This window comes from Bradyrhizobium centrolobii (assembly GCF_001641635.1).
Classification (GTDB): domain Bacteria; phylum Pseudomonadota; class Alphaproteobacteria; order Rhizobiales; family Xanthobacteraceae; genus Bradyrhizobium; species Bradyrhizobium centrolobii.
In genome coordinates, this window is sequence record NZ_LUUB01000057.1 from 33,863 (window position 1) to 49,105 (window position 15,243).

Sequence of the window (15,243 nt, forward strand, 5' to 3'; positions counted from 1 at the left end):
CAGCCGACGCTCCGCGTGGCCTCACCTGGCCCCGCTTCGAGCAAGCTCTCGCACGTTCGGACCGTCGTCCCCCCGCACAGCGAGCTACACTGCTTGCGATGGCGACATGGAGCTTTTCAAACGGCGGCTTGCTTCGCGAGGACGCATCGCGGCACTTAGGACTGCATCGGTGGAGCGCGCCGCCAGCCACACTGAACGCGACCCTCGCAGTCACGGAGACCCCTGCGCCCGTCACCAGCTGATCTGCGCGCCGGAACGTCTGACAGGAGAGCCCAAGCGTTCGCTGAGCCGAAATGGCCCTGCCGAATGCAGCGACCCAACCCTCGCGTTCGTCACCTGAACGTCGTCGACCACACTGGCCACAGTTGGAGTGGCGGAGATGCCTCCAAATGCGATTACGGGCTTGCGCCAACCTCGCCACGGCGGCCGGCGTCACCGCAGGCGAAAGTTCATAACCAATCTTTATGAACTGCTGTGCCAAGTGCGCTTCTCCAAAACCTACAAACTCTCAAAATCACGTACGATTTCCCTACGTCACGTCGCGGGGATTGGTACAATCGATTGTTTGGATTAAATGCATCTGGCCTATGGATAGGTGACGGACATGGGTTTTAGAGGCCTTGATCTCAATCTCCTCGTCGCGCTCGATGCTTTGATGACCGAGCGCAACCTCACGGCAGCGGCGCGCAGCATAAATTTGAGCCAACCGGCGATGAGCGCAGCCGTTGCGCGGTTGCGTTCCTACTTTCGCGACGAGCTCTTTACGATGAGAGGACGTGAGCTCGTCCCTACGCTTCGCGCAGAGGCGCTCGCCGCTCCGGCCCGCGAAGCCCTGCTTCACATCCAGCTCTCCATCGCTTCCCGGGAGGCCTTCGACCCGGCGCAATCCGACCGCTGCTTCAAGATCGGCGTCTCCGACTACGCGACGCTCGTGTTTCTTCGGAGCGTCATAGAGCGCGTTGCGCGAGACGCTCCAGCCGTCAGCTTCGAACTTATGGGTCTCACGGACTATCCGGATCAGGCTCTTCAGCGTGGCGAGATCGATTTTCTCATCCTGCCCGAGCTTTACATGACAGGCGGCCATCCAAAGGCGAGGCTTTACGAAGAGACGTTCGTCTGCGTTGGTTGTCGCGCGAACAAGCAGCTATCGCGGCAGTTGACGTTCGAGAGGTACATGTCAATGGGGCACGTTGCGGTCAAATTTGGTCGCACGCGAATCCCCTCCATAGAGGAATGGTTTCTGCTCGATCACGGCCTCAAGAGGCGGCTCGAAGTCATCGTCCAAGGCTTCAGCATGGTCCCACCCTTACTCTTGGATACTGACAGAATTGCCACGATGCCCCTGACATTGGCCAAGCATTTCGCGAAAACGATACCCCTTCGGCTCATCAAACTTCCACTGCCGCTGTCCGGCTTCACCGAAGCCGTCCAATGGCCGGCGCTTCACAATACCGATCCAGCAAGCATCTGGATGCGACAGTTGTTGCTCGAGCAGGCAGCTCGCATGTCTCCTCAACGCGAGAACAGCCGAGCTCGCAGGCGCAACTGATCTGCCTGGTGCGCCTCTCGTCCGCTCCTCCCAAGCCTTGCGGTGCTCATCCACTCGCGCGCAGGACATACTGCGCGGTCGCGATCGCTGGCACGACGCGCTCCACGTCGCTGCCAACATCCGCGTCACTTGTTGTCGTCGTCAGTGCGGTTACGCGGCCGGCTCTGGGGACAATTGTCGGGCCGCGTCATTGCATCTAGTCGCTCAGGCAGTTCGTCCACGCTGACATTTGCTTCGGAATTCATTGCGATATCGCGCAACCGATCCCGAAGAACCGTTGCGCGCGTCACTTGACGCTCTGCTCGCTCCAACTGCTCGTTGAGCAGGGCAGGAAGTGAGGTCTTTCCCTCCACCGCCTGTCGAATCTCCTGAAGAGAGAATCCAAGCTCGCGAAGCGCCAGAATGTGACACACCCTTCTGACGCTTTCCCGGTCGTACATCCGGTGACCACCGTCTGTCCGCTGCGAGGCAGCGAGCAGCCCCGTTTCCTCATAGTGACGCAGCGTACGAACGGTTACGCCCGTCGCCTCTGCAAGTTCACCGATGCGTCTCCATCGACGCCTGAGTGTTGTTGGTCTGGTCATGTGTACCGAGCTACAACCTGACGCCGCGTAAGGTTCAAGCGATTTTGATGATGTAGTGATCTTGTGACGACCTTTTCGTAGCGCAAGGCCTACCTGATCTCGTCATCGAGTTGACCTGCGCGCGCCGGGCGCACACCGAAAGATGCACCCAACGGCCCGCCGCGTGAGATTTTATCGGCTGACGTTGCCGGGCGTGTGGACGGCGTTCAACTAGGCAGCGATGGCTGCCATCAATTTTCTCAGGACGTCCACTTCAGCCTGCCCCGCGCGCCGCAGAATGAGCTTGGCGATTTCTGCTCGATTGGCAGGGGTTCGCATGCTTTGCGGCAGCGCGCTGATTGCGTCATCAAAAATCTTGCCCAATGCAGAAAGATCTTCTGGATCATAAACACCACTGATTACCCGCAGCACTTGCGCCACCCTCCTGTCACACTTCGCGAAGGGTTCGGCACCTTGCAAGCGGTTTTGTCCGTGTTAGGGCAAAAAAGAGACTGACCAACGGCGTACAGGTCATCATACAGAATCCTTCGGTGCTGGAATCGACGCGGCGCAACACGACGACGCGTGACGTCTGCGATCGGCGAAAGCACCTGCTCCATCTTTCTCAACATACCGAGTTGGCAACGTCTCCGCCGAGGAAGTGGGCGACTGATCGGCCTCAAAACTCACTCCTCGCTACTGAGAGCGCCAGTGTGCACGCCTTTGTCCTCGGAACGTCCGCCTCATTCCGCCGGTCAGACTCACCTTCATTAGCAGCGCGTATATGGCTTACATGGAGGGCGACAACACCTTTCGACAAAGGCGCTCATTTTCAGGACTCCCAGCTGCGAGTGCTCGGTTTGATCATGCGCGCCGTACCCGAAATGATGCGGGGGTGCCGCTATCTCTCCGACGGCGTTCGAACTTTCCGACATGTAACGCTGTCACCCCCAAAACACCTCTTCGCGCTTGCGCCGGACGAAGCGCATCCGGGCCGAGTGGCTGTCAGAAATCAATTGATGAGCTCTTCTTCTCGTCGCTCGACTGCTCCGCCGGTCCCGGCGTCGTATGCTGCCTGCAGCGCCTGATGCAGGTCCGAGATCAAGTCGCCCACCCGTTCCAAACCCGCATGAATGCGAATCAGCGGCCCCGGGAGCACGAGCGACGGACGGTTCCGTTCGCTTCGGTGGATCAACCAGCAGAGCGAGGCTGTCATATCCGCCCCAAGACAGGCCGATGCCAAAGAGGCGTAAGCTATCGAACAAGACCGAGAGCTGGCGCCGGGATATCGGCTTGAGAACGATTCCGAAGAGCCCGCTGGCGCCGGAAAAGTCTCTCTTCCAAAGCCCATGACCGGGATCGTTTGGAAGAGCCGGGTGCAAGACTTTATTGACAGCCGGATGCACTTGGAGGCTCTGTGCGAGCTTCAGTCCATTCTCCCAATGCCGCTCCATGCGGACAGCTAGACTACGCAGGGCACGCAACGCGAGATAAATATCGTCTGGCGCAGCAAGCTCGCCGAATTGATGCGCACTCGATTCGATCAACGGCCATGCGGCTTCGTTCGCGGTCGCAACCCCTAAGAAGGCGTCGGAATGACCCACGATGTATTTCGTTGCAGCATGGATGGAAATGTCAACGCCGTGCTCAAACGGCCTGAAATACAGAGGGGTTGCCCAGGTATTATCCATGATCACAAGCGCATTTGCCCGATGGGAAATTGCGGCAAGTGCGGGCACGTCCGGAACCTCGAAAGTGAAGGACGAGGGTGACTCCAGATAGACGGCCCTGGTCTTCGCGTTCATCTTGGCCGACAGATCCGATGGCTCAGTCGGAGAGAAATATTGGACTTCGATCTGCAGTTTGGTGAGGACCTCATCGGCAAACGACCGGACGGGCGTATAGACGCCATCGCTGATCAGTACACGGTCGCCAGCCTTTAAACAGCCAAGCAGCGCGTGGGTGCACGCAGACTGCCCCGATGGGAAGAGAATTGAGCGATAGCCGCCCTCCAACTTGCAGATGGCGGCTTCAAGCGCCCGCGACAACGGCGAGCCGAAGCGCCCGTAGCTCGGATAATCTTTGTTTTGCTTCTCCCAATCTTCCAGGGTCTCGGCCAGAATGGTTGACCCTCGGTAGACCGGCACGTTCACCATGCCAGCATGTTCAGCCGGCGTACGGCCGAGATGGCAAAGCAGGGTCTCAATGGCAGGCATATCTCTGTCATCCCTCAGACGCTTCATGGCAGCCCGCTCTCCGTCCCTTGTGCTCTGACAAACGGCCTGCTCACCGCATCTGAGCACTCCGACCGAATCGCTTCTGCAAAAATGGCGCCACTCCCGATGCGGCTCTTCAATGACGCTTTAGCGCAGAGTGATCTCTGAAAGCGGCTGAGGTCCGTCTGGAGGTGTTCAAATATTAGCGCGCAGCAACAGATCCGCCCTCAACGTTGGCGCTTCACCAAAACGCGCACTCAAGCTAACAGTGATGGTCTACTGCCCATCCTTCAGCTTGAGAACTCGATTCTCCACACAGGGCCGTTGGCAGGCACGATTTTCCCTCTCGGTCCTTTTGAGACTACATTGTTGTCGTTTGTCGCAATCACTTCGCATTGTGCCGAGTACGACATCGCCCGGACGACACGGAAAGAGCTTGATCCGAACGTCGCGTCAGGTTGTACACTGCTTGAATTGAGGGGCGCCGAGCCCCAGAAATGCGTGCTAAGATGACGACGAATAGCGCCTATGTCTGTCCAGTGGCTGCCCGCTGCATGTTCGATAAGTTCTCGAAACTTCCGATCCGGCAACAGCTTTTCAACCTGCTGACGTGGGCGAGCCGCTGCTGCGTGGGTGAGCACAAGCGGCAGAGGCTTGAAGGACATTCTTTCGCATCGCGGTCGCCAGCCAATGTCGAATTTACCTCTGACAATCTTGTTTCGACGGCTTGCACGTGCCTCTTCGGCTCGACGGCGGCAATTCGCTAGCGTATCGCGAGCCGCGGCTTCAACGTCTTGCGGCCGAAACGACGCGCACATCGGATCAAACCGCTGTCGCAGTACCGGCGGGAAGAGAGCGAACTCGGAGCTCCGCTCCACGTCGTATTCACGCCCGAGCTAGGGCCGCTCTTCAAAACCAATAAATCGGCGAGCCCCCCTTGTCCATGCAACTAACCTACCGAGACACGGTCGATCGTGCGGCCTTGCTCTAGAAATTCAAGAGCCAAAGGCGCAACAGAACAGATTTGCGGAGAACTACAAATGGTGAAATGGATCTTTAGGACACGCGCGGGAAAGGCTCAGATCGTCCCAACCCCGAAGGGCTTCGCAATCGTGTTTGCTGGTGAGACGTTGGACTACCGCAATTCACCGGCAGCGGCGGCGGAGGCTCTGGCCAATGGAGCTTGTTACTGGCCCTCGGCCGGCGATCCTTCCAAGATGGGATTTCCCGAAGGCATCGGCGGATGGCAGCGGGTCTCGTGACCTTCCGAAGGGCGCCATAGCATTCGACTAGGTCGGTTTGCGATGCCCGTTCCTTGCGTTCTTGGCGACGATGAGACCAGGTACGAGATGCCGTCGTAAGCTCGTCGCGGCCGCCAGGGACACGGCACGTCCCTTCCCCGCCAATCCGTCGACAGGTGTCGTACGCTCGTGCCGACGACGGCTATGCGCTTCTGCACCATCGGCCAAAAGTCGAGAGCTCCGCAAGCCGGTCGTCTCCGGTTATCAATCCACTAACCCACTAGAATGCGCGTCGCTTGGGCATTTGAATTGGGCGCCCCATCGATCGGGCGCGAGGCTCTCCGGAAGACGGCTCAAAACCATAGCGGTCACGTCGCTTCTGAAAACGCCATGCGCGCATGACGCACGTCCCTCCAACGCTCAGGAAGCAAATCGGAAGTAGAATCAGGAATAGGGCCATCTGAAGATCTTGGTTGGGAAACGCGTGCACCTTCTTCGGACGCGCGAGGGAATGAAAGGCATCTTCGTGCGGCGACGAAAGACAGCTTGGTCTGTTGTACAACTTAACGTAACGTGCGTTTCAAGTGCAAAACGATCGCAGGAAGCAGGCTCGATTCTATGGCATGAAACATCACCGCCTCACTTGTACCACCCTACTTCGTTGCTTGACGCACAACATCACCATGTCGGAACAGTGGGTCTTTTCATCGCGGAACAGCAATGGCCACCGAGCCCCTTTGGAGCGACGCGTCGCCCTCTTCGCACATGGCTAAACCTGCCGCAGCGGAGCAATTCATCACGGTGTTTTCACGGCATGCACGTGAAAATGCCGCTCTTGCTTGGAATTGGCTTCAGTCACGTTCTGATGCTCGGCTGGGTTCAGGTCAGCATGGATCAACCGCCTTCGTCAGAGGGCTGTTTTTGGCGGTTCAGGACAGGCCACTTCGAGGCGAAAGCTGAGACATGAACGTCCGAGAACTCATTGAGCTTTTGTCGGGATGTGAACCGGATGCGGAGGTCGTTATCCCCGACTCGTCTGCGCCCTGTGGCGCCTTCGCCGCCGTGAGATCTCTCCAGACTGGTTGGGCCTACAACTCACAGGTTGCCGCCGATGAAATGGGCTTCTGGATCGATGGGCTCAACTACGCCGAGCCGCCGCGTGGGAGCTATATCATTCGCGGAGTACGGCTTCTCGGCACGAGGTGTGGATCCGTACTAACGATTCAGTAGCTCGATCGAGCGAATGCTCGTCTGCCGCAAATGATACCCACGATCGATCTGCCTACCTGTCCGCCATGATTGTCCATTGGCACCGGACATCGGTCTAGCCGAAAGGTCTCGCGAGTACGGTGGCCGATCTGCTCTGATCAGTTGACCCGTTCTGGTCGAACGCTTGGCACCTGGGCTCGGATGTTTCTTCGGCCCGGCGGACCTGTTTGATCGCCCCGCGTCATTCAGCGCGGCTTCGCTTTCGCATGTTCCTTGATGAGCAGATCAATAATGCATAGTCGCGAATCGCAACCTCCCGCGAGGTCGTCGTCCGGTGTTGCACAGTGATACCAGCGCGGCTGATAGTGCTGCGCCGACCGTTGGCCCTTGATTGATATCCGGCGAATGGTCGCCACACCCCGCATACACGACGTCGACGTGGGCAAGTTGTCGATAGCGACCCTATTCGCGTTTGCAATACAAGGTTTGGATCGGGAGTCCTCAGCCACCGCTTAACACGCGACTTTCCTATCGCGCACGGCACGACTAATGCATGCAACGATTCGAGCATCATGAACGGTTCCGAATGAAACCCGATAACCTGAATTCAATGTCTGCCGAGGCTTTGTGGCGGCTGTACGAGAACGTCGTCCTCATATTGACGCAGCGCATGACAGCGGATCGAACGCGGCTAGACCAGCGGCTGCAGAAGATCCGAGCAACCGACAAACTCGTTCGTCCCAGCCGCTCGCACACGTTTGTACCCCGAGGTACCGAAACCCAAAAAACAGTGCAGAGACCTGGTCCTGGCGCGGCAAATTGCCACGATGGCTCAGCGCCCAACTTCGTGCCGGTCGAAAGCTCGCCGATTTCCTGGCCGATCAATCCCCTGCGCGACGCCGCCGACGCAACGCCTAGCAACCGCTAGATCGTACCAGCGGCAGAAGCTCTGTACTGACCGGGCGAACGGCCGCGCCGGGGCGCGCAATACCGTCAGCCACTCATTGAACTCCGCAAGCGCTTCGAGGAGACACTGAAGTCGATTTGGACGGTCGCCGGCAAGCAACAATTGAGCTCAGGAGCGGGGATCGCATCCGATGAGCTTATCCTCATGCCAGTGGCTGCTCGCCGGAGCCTGATGGTGGCTCGACGCAACGGCGGGTCTCATCAGATCACACGCTAGTGGACGTTGTCCCGAGCTGCGCGTCCTGAGAGGTGGCGGCTCTCGGGCATTCTCGATCGTTTCCCTGCATAGTACTTGGCAACGTGACGTTCGCTTGCGTGCCTAGCGTCCCCCTAACTGACGTAGTTTGATTTCGCGATGGACCTTTGACGTTCCCTCATCGAGGACAATTGGTTCGAAGCCATTAGCGTAGCGATTTCATCTGTGCAGCCAAGATTGCCGCTTCGGATGGGCCAAGCCCAACGATGCCGACAAAAGCCGGTGGGGGCGTTGGAATCTCCTGATCAGTCGGCCTCCATAGGTGCAGACAGTAACTACTGTTGTTGACGTACTCGGAATGGGGCGGATGGAGCTGCATCACGCACTCCTCCTCGTCCCAGAACAGATCCTTGACAAAGCACATTTCTTCCCAGTTCGGACAGCGCCGGGACGTCGAGACGGAGACATGCTCCCATCGTGGGCGACGCAATCCGATGATCTTGAGTTGGCAGCCACACGGTCCCTGCACATAGAAAAGCCCGCAGGGGCCTGACCCCGGCGCGCTGGCAAACGGCCCGTGGCGTAGCCGACCGGCCTCAAGCTTGTCGATGATCTGCGCTCTCATATTTGCTCCTACAGCCAATTTTCAATTCGATGCCGATCGCTTTCTGCTCAGAGAGCTTGCGTCGAGCGCAATCGCCGCTATTGCGTGATTTTCGGGTACGACAATTCGGCTCCGACCCTATGCTGGTTGTACGCAATCGTCGGCCAGCCCGTTTTCTCCATAGCTCTGATGCACGCCCATCCGGCCACGCGTCCAGTTTTCCTCGCGCGCCAGGCGAACCCTGTGTTTAGTGTGGCGGACGATAGTCCGTTCAGGCTCGCCTGAATGCGAGCTGTCGGGATCACTCGGATCAACTCGGCCTTAGCCGGAAGATACCTCTCAAGTGTAGCGGCCTCGCCTCACTCCATTCCTCGAATTTCCGACAAGCTTGGTAAGATACGGCCGGCGCGCGAGAGTCCGGATGATCATGAAACTCCTCCTGGCTGGTTCTGCCCTGTTCATGCAAGCCGTCGAGCGTGAACTCCGTGGACGGCCGACACATGCAAGCCAAACCCGACACGATGCCCAATTGCAGGTTTCGCTACATTCGGGACGTCTACATCCTGACGCTACGTAAGATTCAAGCCATTCCCATTGGATTAGCTGACTCTCTCACCTGGAGGCCTGCACAGGATCTGCCAATTGCCGCACTTGGCTGGCCGTGCGAGAAGAGCTGGATTTGCGATGGAGAAGGAGCGTTTTCGCAAGATCTCAAGAAGCTACAGCGACGATAGACGCTTCCCTACTCCGGCCACGAATGTTGCGCAGAAGTGGCTAACGCAGGGGAACAAAATCATGTCAACGCGCCGCGCTTGGGTCCTCGATGCGAGCACGCATCGCGACGTGGAGATGGGGCGCCTTCGGACTCAACTCGAAGAACTGAATAGGCGGCTCACTGAAATCGAACGTCATATTCGGTATCTGTCGGAGATCGAGCCTGCGAGGGCAAGAGCAATCATGCTCTGCCGCGAACTTGATAATATTTGCGCCTCGGCTGAGGGCATCGAAGCCCTGACAAATCTCCTCCGGAAGTAATTTGAACCGCCCCGACCGAAGCAGTTCGTCCCCACGACGGCACGATCAGGACCGCTCCGTCCTGATGACGGTCCGTCGGTCGATGTCCAGGCGCCGTCGCCCGGTCAGGGATCATCGATCAGTCGGCCTGCCGAAGAAACCGCATTCCGACTAGCCAGCTCTCCCGTGCCCCGCACTGCCCGCACTTAGCTGCGGCGTTTAGGGACCAGCGTGTCGCGATCGGTCATTGCCCAGGTCTTTGAGCCGCCCCTCTTGTCGAGGCCCGTCCTGTGCTCTCGGCGCGTCAGGCCAGCGCCGCAAGACCGGCTTGCCGGGCTGCCTCAAATGGCGGGTCGAATCCAACCGGCCGGAGTCGCACTGGCCATTGTCGGGCCCATGATGACTGACGGCGCTTGATGGCTCCTTCATTGTCACGGCTGCCTCCATATCGACCGGATCGATCGACCGGCCTAGCGCCGCCTTAAGCTTGTCGCGGTCGAGCTCGCCCTCCCACCAGGCGACGATCACACAGGCAACGCCGTTGCCGCAGAGATTAGTCAGCGCGCGACATTCGCTCATGAACTTGTCGATGCCGAGCACGATCGCCATACCCGGCACGAGGCGCGGATCGACCACGGCGAGCGTCGCCGCGAGGGTAATGAAGCCCGCGCCGGTGATGCCGGAGGCGCCCTTCGAGGTCAACATGGCGACGATCAGAATGGTCAGTTGCTGGCCGAAAGTGAGATCGTAACCGAGAGCCTGCGCGATGAACAGCGTCGCCAGCGTCATGTAGATGTTGGTGCCATCGAGGTTGAACGAATAACCCGTGGGCACCACGAGGCCAACCACCGACTTCGAGCAGCCGAGGCGCTCGAGCTTCTCCATCAAGGACGGCAGGGCGCTCTCGGAAGACGAGGTGCCGAGCACGATCAGCAGCTCGTCCTTGATGTAGGCTATGAACTTGAAGATCGAAAAGCCGGCAAAGCGCGCGATGAAGCCGAGCACGACGAACACGAACAGCGACGCGGTGACGTAGAACGTCGCGATCAAGCCGATCAGGTTGAGGAGCGCACCAGTGCCAAACGTGCCGATGGTGTACGCCATCGCGCCGAACGCGCCGATCGGCGCCGCGCGCATCACGATATAGATAACGCCGAACACGGCTTGTGAGGCGTCGTCGATGAAGGCACGGATCTTGCGGCCTCGCTGGCCAAGGCTCATGAGCGCGAAGCCGAACAGCACTGAGCACAGCAGAACCTGCAAGATCTCACCCTGCGAAAATGCACCGACGACCGTATCAGGAATAATGTGTAGGAGGAGATCAACGGTCTTCTGCGTCTTTGCCTGATCGGCGAACTTGGCAACCGCTTGCGCGCTGGCGGCGGCGCTACCAAAACCCGCACCGGGCTTGACCAGATTGCCGATGAGTAAGCCGATGAGGAGCGCAAACGTGGATACCACCTCGAAATAGACGAGCGCCTTGACGCCGATACGGCCGACCTTTTTGGCGTCCTGGATGTGCGCAATTCCGGAGACCACCGTGCAGAAGATGATCGGCGCGATCACCATCTTGATCAGCTTGACGAAGCCGTCGCCCAGCGCCTTGATCCACTCGCTCCTGGCTAGATCCGGCCATAGCGAGCCAATCGTCACTCCGAGCACGATCGCGATCAGCACCTGGATATAGAGGACCCTGTACCAAGCTCTTCCTGCGCGTTGCGGCGGTGCGATGGGCGCTCCGCTTGCCTTCCCGTCGGCCATGTCATTGTTCCTCCCACTGGTTTTTTTGTCCCTTCCACTCACACCCAATCTCAGTTGGGCCGGCAGAGGGCTTGTATCGGGCCGGTCATTCACTGCTGCATGTGTTGCTTCCTCTCGATTTTATGACGCGTGGAGGAGGACGTTTTCCTCCTCAATTGGCACGATCGATCTTAAGATGCAGGGGCGACCTGATCGCCTCCATGCCAGGGCTCCTTGCCGGCCCGGGATTGTTCCGCAATCTCGTGCTGCCGCCCGCTCGGCTTGGGACGCGTGGAGGTCATCGGACGGCTCCTTGCGAAGGCGAATTGCCCACGTCACCAACACGCGCCACAACTGCTAGCTCAGCCTCAAGCTTAGGCCGGTGCTGGAATATCGCATCGATCAGAGCTGACGCCGGTTCATCGGCAGCTTCCACGAGCACTGCCTTTTCGGCACGGGTCGATGGCGCAAAGACCCGCTTCACGATCGTCGGCGAGCCCTTGAGGCCGCATTTCGAGATGTCCTCCACTCCGGCATCCTGGGCACTCCACCTTACTATGTCCGTGCGCGCCGCCCGCAGCGCGTCCATCATACCTCCGCGCCGGATCTCGTTTGTCCCCTCCAGCATGGTGATGAGACACGGCAGCTTTGTACGCAACACCTGTAGGCCTCCCTCCGCGCGCCTTCCAACCTCGATGGTCCGCATCTTTAGATCTAGAGATCGGATCTCGGCGACATAAGTGAGTTGCCCAATCCCAAGTCGCTTTGCGATGCCCGGCCCGACTTGCGCTGTATCGCCGTCGATGGTCTGCTTGCCGGTGAATATGAGGTCCGGCAGGCCGTATTCCTCGCCAATTCTGCGGATGGCTGTCGCAAGCGCGTAAGTGGTCGCCAGCGTATCGGCGCCCGCGAAAGCGCGATCGGTGAGCAACACCGCACGATCGGCACCATATGTCAGGGCCCTTCGTAACGACTCCTCGGCGGCCGGCGGCCCCATGGTCAACACCGTGATCTCGCCGCCGACCTTGTCGCGCAGCTCCAGCGCAGCCTCCATGGCAAAGAGATCGTAAGGGTTGATGATGGTCGGCACCCCCTGGCGCATAATGGTGTTGGTCACGGGGTGCACTCGAATCTGCGCGGAATCGGGAACCTGCTTTATGCAGACGACATTGTGCATGAAACTCTCCAAACCGGAGTAACACTGAGCAGACCAGCAAGTGTCGTACCAGTGGGGGACACCCCAGTGTCACACTGAAACTTGCTGCAGCAGATCGGTCGGACAGCCGCGTCTTAAGTATCGACATGATTCTCAACCCGCGTCGAAGATACGACAATGCGTGTCGCAAGCCTTAAGCCTGCCGACAGCTTCCAAGGTCGTGAATGATGCGGCTCAACAGCGCAGAGGTCCGGCGTCACCTTTGCGGACGATGTTTTTCGGTAGAGCTTTCGCGCCGCGTTCTGCAGGCTCAAATGCTGCCGTTGTTACGTCGGGCAGAACCTTATGGTCGCGGTCGACGCCCTGAAGCAACGCATCAACGTCTATTGGGCCGCAATTTGTTAAGCCCCGGGAGAGCGAAATGGCGATGGAGGCTAAACACGGCGTCGAAAACGTACGTGCGTTTCGTGGCATTGATCTTTTGCAAGCAATTGGCACCATCACGCCCGGCATTTGGAAGTGCCTGAGCGACAGGGCGCCACTTGTCGGTCGATCATTTGTTCGAAACAACCCAATAGTGTTGGGCTTGCGACAGCGCCCGATCTGGGGTGCACGCTCGCACCCGTTTACACACCTTCATTTGTGCTCTGGTCGCAACTGGCACAGCCGTTGCAAACCCTTGACTGAAGACGATGGACGCGACTGTTGTCCTGACACCTCCCCAGCACAAGCCGCTTGAAGGGCCATGATGCTCAAACAGTGCTTATCCTCTTTGCTAGCGCTTGGCCTTCTCTTGATCCACCCTTCCGGCGCCGCCGAAACTGCTAGCGGCACGGCTGAGTGGACGATCATGGTGTTCATGAACGCCAAAAATAATCTGGAAGCCGACGCGATTGCCACTTTTCGGGACATCGCAAGCGTCGACAGCACAGCAAAAGTCAATCTGGTCGTCGAGATGGGCCGCCCCCAGAGACACTACACGAGCGAGGCCGAGGCATGGTCCGGAGTTCTGAGATTCCTCGTAAAGAAGGGGCAGAAGCCAATTCCTTCTGCTGCAGTTGCCGATTTGCGAAACTCCTCGGGTGTCTCCGACCTTGGATCGCGGCGCGCACTCGATGACTTCGTCAACTGGTCTGTCGACAAATTCCCAGCCAAAAAGTACATGCTGGTCATCTGGAATCATGGTCAGGGCTGGCGCTTCCAGGTGGCAGACCAGTCGAAGAAGCGCATCGCCATACCTGAGCAACTTGGCGGCCAACCGCGCTCTGCCACGTTGGCGGCCGCGTCCGAGAGCGTCCCAAAAGTCGGCGGATATCGCGCCGTATCCTTTGACGAAGAGACACGATCATTCTTGTACATTAGCGACGTGCAGGAGAGCGTCGGATCGCTCGCCCAAAAGTTGAATCGAAAGCTCGACGTGATCGGTTTTGATGCCGGCATGATGGCGATGATCGAAACAGCTTACGCCTTTCGAGGCTCCTCCACGCTTATGATCGCGAGCGAGGAATCCGAGCCCGCCGCCGGCTGGAACTACGCCGCAGCATTGACACCTCTGGTCGCCAATCCTGCTATATCGCCTCTTGAACTCACCAATCAAATTGGGTTCTTCCGCATATTTGGTGCAGGTCTCCTCTTCGCGTTTCATCGTGAGCGATTGTGCGTTGTCAGGCGGTGGCCAGTAGCCTGTTTCGGAGCAGTGCATATCCTGAACGGCCATACATCTGGCGCTTGATCGTCTTGAGGCGGTTGATCTGTCCTTCGACGGGGCTGGTGCTCCAGGGTTGGGTGATGGCTGCCCGAACAGCCGCGATGTCGCGGCCGATGCCTTCTGCAAGCGAAGCCAGTTCGCTGCTCGAAGCATCCTCGATCCATTGCTCGAGATTCGTATCATCATGCCCCCGTATCAAGGCCGCAAGACGTCGAGCAAGCTCACCGGCGTTGGAAAGCTCCGGCGCAACCTGATGGAGATGGTGAAGGAACCGCTCGGTCTGCTGATCGAGCGATCGAGACTCTTTGCTCAGGAGCCGTGCACAGTTGCGGCGCGAGGGCGGTCGCCATCGCACATTTGGCGCGGACGTCGGTGAGCCTTGCTGGCGGGCAGCAGTCCATCGGTAGATGGTCGTTTTGCTGCCTTCAAAACCGCGGCGCTTGATTTCGGTCCACAATTCCAGCGCGCGGCGTTCACCTTCCTCCCAGCGCTTTTCCAAATAATCTCGGAAAGGATCAACGAGGACGGAGCGCGCGGGTGGCCGCCGGTGCTCAGGCTCACCGCCCGCAGCAAGCCAGCGCTCGACCGTCCTCACGCTCATGCCGATCCGCGGCGCGATCCCGCGCGGCGACAGGCCGTCGGCGCGCAAGTCGAGGATTTCAGCATAGAGTGAACGGCGATGGTTGCGCCGCGCGCGGCGCAGCTGATCAAGCTTTGTAGAAGGCTCTATTGGTGGTTCGAGCTTGGTTTGATCTTCGACCATATCCGCAATCGTGGCCTTTCCAGCGATACCGATCGCCTTGCGATGACGGCAAACAGCCAAATGCAGCGCTTCACCCAGGTTTTGGAGAAGATGAAAACGGTCGGCGACCTGCGTCGCCTCGGGGGCACCACGACGGGCGCCCTCAGAATAAATGCCGGCACGATCGCGCGCGATCACTTCGATGCCGGGATGGCGTCCCAGCCAGGACGCGACCGCATTGGCATTCCGATTCGGCAAAAGATCGATAACGCGATTGCGCTCCAGATCGCAGATGATGGTGCCGTAGCGTTGCCCCTTGCGCCAGGCCCAGTCATCGAT

Annotated in this window: 11 protein-coding genes and 1 pseudogene; 5 read left to right on the forward strand and 7 right to left on the reverse strand. The window is 58.8% G+C overall.

Annotation, left to right across the window (positions count from 1 at the left end):
• Positions 1-604 precede the first annotated feature (604 nt).
• Positions 605-1,549 carry a LysR family transcriptional regulator gene (locus AYJ54_RS18240; protein ID WP_063700817.1) on the forward strand — a complete coding sequence of 315 codons (945 nt, stop codon included), beginning with the start codon at positions 605-607 and terminating at the stop codon, positions 1,547-1,549.
• 125 nt (positions 1,550-1,674) lie between these two features.
• Here AYJ54_RS18240 and AYJ54_RS18245 read toward each other — a convergent pair whose 3' ends face one another.
• From AYJ54_RS18245 to metC, 3 genes are all read right to left on the reverse strand, one after another.
• Positions 1,675-2,133, reverse strand: coding sequence for a MerR family transcriptional regulator (locus AYJ54_RS18245; protein WP_082905716.1), 459 nt, complete (start codon positions 2,131-2,133; stop codon positions 1,675-1,677).
• Positions 2,134-2,343: 210 nt separating this feature from the next.
• Positions 2,344-2,544 carry a hypothetical protein gene (locus tag AYJ54_RS18250; RefSeq protein WP_245284093.1) on the reverse strand — a complete coding sequence of 67 codons (201 nt, stop codon included), beginning with the start codon at positions 2,542-2,544 and terminating at the stop codon, positions 2,344-2,346.
• A gap of 512 nt (positions 2,545-3,056) precedes the next feature.
• A complete protein-coding gene (gene metC / locus AYJ54_RS18255) occupies positions 3,057-4,355 on the reverse strand; it encodes a cystathionine beta-lyase (protein ID WP_245315715.1) in 1,299 nt (432 codons plus the stop codon).
• A 1,013-nt stretch (positions 4,356-5,368) separates the two neighbouring features.
• Between metC and AYJ54_RS18260 the strand changes: the two genes are divergently transcribed.
• Positions 5,369-5,590 carry a hypothetical protein gene (locus AYJ54_RS18260; protein ID WP_063700806.1) on the forward strand — a complete coding sequence of 74 codons (222 nt, stop codon included), beginning with the start codon at positions 5,369-5,371 and terminating at the stop codon, positions 5,588-5,590.
• A 1,741-nt stretch (positions 5,591-7,331) separates the two neighbouring features.
• Positions 7,332-7,706, forward strand: a complete 375-nt coding sequence (locus AYJ54_RS47360; RefSeq protein WP_430641435.1) for a hypothetical protein — start codon at positions 7,332-7,334, stop codon at positions 7,704-7,706.
• A 439-nt stretch (positions 7,707-8,145) separates the two neighbouring features.
• Here the strand turns inward: AYJ54_RS47360 and AYJ54_RS18270 are convergent, their stop codons facing one another.
• The gene (locus AYJ54_RS18270; protein WP_063680008.1) at positions 8,146-8,565 is read right to left on the reverse strand and encodes a DUF7694 domain-containing protein; all 420 of its coding nucleotides are present in this window, start codon (positions 8,563-8,565) and stop codon (positions 8,146-8,148) included.
• Positions 8,566-9,228: 663 nt separating this feature from the next.
• Here AYJ54_RS18270 and AYJ54_RS18275 point away from each other — a divergent pair.
• Positions 9,229-9,579: a hypothetical protein gene (locus AYJ54_RS18275; RefSeq protein WP_063680009.1), complete on the forward strand. Its 351-nt coding sequence runs from the start codon at positions 9,229-9,231 to the stop codon at positions 9,577-9,579.
• Positions 9,580-9,987: 408 nt separating this feature from the next.
• On the opposite strand, the pseudogene dctA reads toward AYJ54_RS18275, so the two are convergent.
• Positions 9,988-11,319: pseudogene (gene dctA, locus AYJ54_RS18280) on the reverse strand (C4-dicarboxylate transporter DctA); the annotation flags it as partial.
• A 277-nt stretch (positions 11,320-11,596) separates the two neighbouring features.
• Positions 11,597-12,475 (reverse strand): electron transfer flavoprotein subunit beta/FixA family protein, encoded by an 879-nt coding sequence (locus AYJ54_RS18285; protein WP_063700818.1) that lies wholly within the window; start codon positions 12,473-12,475, stop codon positions 11,597-11,599.
• A 724-nt stretch (positions 12,476-13,199) separates the two neighbouring features.
• Here AYJ54_RS18285 and AYJ54_RS18290 point away from each other — a divergent pair.
• A complete protein-coding gene (locus AYJ54_RS18290; RefSeq protein ID WP_063700810.1) occupies positions 13,200-14,186 on the forward strand; it encodes a clostripain-related cysteine peptidase in 987 nt (328 codons plus the stop codon).
• Here the strand turns inward: AYJ54_RS18290 and AYJ54_RS18295 are convergent.
• A complete protein-coding gene (locus AYJ54_RS18295) occupies positions 14,119-15,243 on the reverse strand; it encodes an ISL3 family transposase (protein ID WP_430641436.1) in 1,125 nt (374 codons plus the stop codon). The two genes, AYJ54_RS18290 and AYJ54_RS18295, sit on opposite strands and share 68 nt — an antisense overlap.